This window comes from Dankookia rubra (genome assembly GCF_004355005.1).
Lineage (GTDB): Bacteria > Pseudomonadota > Alphaproteobacteria > Acetobacterales > Acetobacteraceae > Paracraurococcus > Paracraurococcus ruber_A.
Genome location: NZ_SMSJ01000219.1, coordinates 1 through 2,801 on the forward strand (window position 1 = coordinate 1; position 2,801 = coordinate 2,801).

Annotated in this window: 3 protein-coding genes; all 3 read right to left on the reverse strand. The window is 61.0% G+C overall.

The genetic code is table 11. From position 1 onward, the window contains the following. Positions 1-738 precede the first annotated feature (738 nt). Positions 739-921 carry a hypothetical protein gene (locus E2C06_RS36015; protein WP_133293326.1) on the reverse strand — a complete coding sequence of 61 codons (183 nt, stop codon included), beginning with the start codon at positions 919-921 and terminating at the stop codon, positions 739-741. A 159-nt stretch (positions 922-1,080) separates the two neighbouring features. Then, complete coding sequence (locus tag E2C06_RS36020) at positions 1,081-1,509, reverse strand: response regulator (protein ID WP_133293327.1); 429 nt, start codon at positions 1,507-1,509, stop codon at positions 1,081-1,083. 165 nt (positions 1,510-1,674) lie between these two features. Next, positions 1,675-2,801 (reverse strand): IS3 family transposase (locus E2C06_RS36025; protein WP_370451533.1); only part of this gene is annotated, 1,127 nt, incomplete at its 5' end.

A 2,801-nucleotide genomic window follows, 5' to 3' on the forward strand; every position in this document is an offset into this window, starting at 1 on the left:
AGCGACAGCGTGTCAGGGTCGGCGGGCGGGACCATGCGCCCAAGGGAATCAGAACAGCCGACCCCTGAGAAGGGCAAACCGCGCCGCCGCCACAGGTTTTGCCCCTCTTACCGGCGGCTGAACCTGCGCGTCCCCGTGCCGGCCATGGGCTACTATGGCGAGTTCGCGCGCGGTCTGATTGTAAGTCACTGAGAAGCGGCCGCTTGTTCCCGGACGGACACTGGGGTTATAGATGGGCAGTAGCGCAGCAACGCATTCAGAAAATAGCGCTAGCACAGTTGCCCAAGACACTGAGACCAAAACATTGTATAATATTGCAATCAATTGCTTTGGTATTTGTATATTCCGTTTTAGAACGGAACTTTCCTTTCGAATTTTCTGATCTTATTAGATAACTATATTGTCGATTTAATAAAAATTTTTGATAAAACTTGAACGGTAGCACTATTAATGAGAGAGCTGCCACTGGGACCGCGCCTGCTGCTACGACGATGAGCATTATCGTGGCCCCTATGCGAGTGCGAGTGGTGACTACTTCCCGCATTGCTGCCTCCCGATCACAACGAGAAGCCGTAAAGTTGTATAAGACGCGCATCGAAATGGGTTAAATTCACGAGAGCGAAATGATATAGCGAGACGGTGATCCGACTTACGCGGAACTGGCCATTGCAGCGACAATGATGGTGAGGCCCAAGGTGGCGAGAAGCACAACCATCATCCACCACGTGAGGGTGGCCATCAGCGGCTCCCCACCTTCATCCCCAACCGCGCCGCCGCTGCCTCCAGCAAAGCCACATCTCCTTCTCGCCATTGATGCCAGTTCAGCAGGCTGGTCGCCTCGGCCGCCGGCACGCCGAGGGCTTCGCCGATCGCAGCCGGCGTGGTGATGTCGCGGCCGTCCAGCTCCCGGCCGATTGCCATTCGCAACCGAATGGACGCCCGCCGCTCCTCTTACCGGGCGCGCCGTTCTTCGGCGGACATCTTTGGCTTCGCAGGCAGCGGCAGCTAGTTGGGGGGGCAGGCTCATGCCGTGCGAAGTAGTCCGCTGGTGTTTGGCGTCACCCCGGCCTGCTACGCTGGCTAATCAGTTATGCGGCGACCACCATTAGGCCGTCGGCCCGTGCGGGCCTGTTCGACGACGTCCCGCACAGCAATGGCAAGCGCGTCATGGCCAGCCGGCTTGGGAAGCCGCACCGTGGGCCAGCCCAAGCCGCGCAAATCCGCCTGTGGCGCGTCGTGTCCGAAGCCGGTGACCACCACCACCGGCAGGTCTGGGATTCGCATGCGCAGGGTTTGGATGATGTGCTGGCCTGCCAAGTCTCGACCTAGGCGTAAGTCGACCACGGCTACCGCAAGTAGCCCTGCAGCCGGGATCAGGGCCAGGACCTGTCCCTCGCTCGTAGCACAGAGGGTATCGAAGCCTTCGGCTGCAAGGAGATCCTCGACGGCCAAGGCGAGTAGCACCTCATCCTCGACAATCAGGGCCAAAGGCCGCGTCTTGCCCTGCATGACACACCTCCCGTCCGCGCTGATACGGGCTCTCCGCCTGCGAATTTCCGAAGGCTAAGCTGATTTTCTTTCTGGTTGCTTTTCTACCAGCATGTCCGTCGTCGAACGCTTTGGGACAGGCGCGACATCTTCCTAGCGGAGGCTCTGGCTCATCGGGGTTGGAGGTTATGCGGCCTGCTGCTGATGCAGCAAGCGGCGTTGTTGGATGGTCTGTCGCTTGATGCGTTCACGTTCGGACAGGATGGCTTGTCCGCGGCCGAAGCAGACATCGGCGAGCGTGAGATTGCCGAGGCTCTCTTGAACGCGCCGGTGATTATAGTGATCGATGAAGGCTTCGACCCACGCCTCGAGTTTGCCGGGCAGGTAAGAGTGCTCGAGCAGGATGCGGTCCTTCAGCGTCTGGTGCCAGCGCTCGATCTTGCCCTGGGTCTGCGGGTGGCAGTGTGCGCCGCGGATGTGCTCCATCCTTTGGCTGGCAAGCCAATCGGCCAGGTCACCGGAGATATAGCTCGGCCCATTGTCGGACAGCAGCCGCGGCCTGTGGCACACACGCGCCTGCGTGCAGCCTGACGCGGTGAGCGCGAGTTCCAGCGTGTCGGTGACGTCGCTCGCCGCCTTGGTCGCGCAAAGCTTCCAGGCGATCACGTAGCGGGAGAAGTCGTCCAGCACGGTGGAAAGATAGAACCAACCCCAGCCGATGACCTTGAGGTAGGTGAAATCGGTCTGCCAGAGCTGGTTTGGCGCGTTGGTCTTGGTGTGGAACTCGTCGGCCGCCTTGACCACGATGAAGGCTGGGCTGGTGATCAGGTCGTGTGCCTTGAGCAGGCGATAGACAGATGCCTCGGAGACGAAGTAGCGCTCACGGTCGGTGAAGCGCACCGCCAACTCACGCGGCGACAGCTCGGGTTCGACCAGCGCCAGGTCGATAACCCGGCCGCGCACGTCGTCTGGGATACGGTTCCAGACCCGGTCGGGCCGGGACGGCTTGTCAGCCAACGCCTCCGGCCCGCCGGTCTGGTAGCGTTCGTACCAGCGGTAAAAGGTTGCCGGTGGGATGCCGAGGCGCTCCGGGGTCCGGCGCACCGGCAAATGGGATTGCTCAACCAGGCGGATGATCTCGAGCTTCTCGGAGCCCGGGTATCTCATGCGAGGTCGTCCCCAGTCCCGGTCATGCTTTTTTTCTAGGCTGGCAAAGCTGGCTGGCAGGCTTTCTGCTCCAGCTCGGCGAGGTAGGCCTTGGGGTCGCGCCGAAAGCGGGTGCGTAGGATTCGTGCCTGATGCCGTGGCGCGAG

What these genes read in the sequence shown, in the direction of transcription:
- E2C06_RS36015 (WP_133293326.1), bottom strand. Translation starts at nt 921, where the DNA reads ATGGCAATCGGCCGGGAGCTGGACGGCCGCGACATCACCACGCCGGCT.
- E2C06_RS36020 (WP_133293327.1), bottom strand. Translation starts at nt 1,509, where the DNA reads ATGCAGGGCAAGACGCGGCCTTTGGCCCTGATTGTCGAGGATGAGGTG.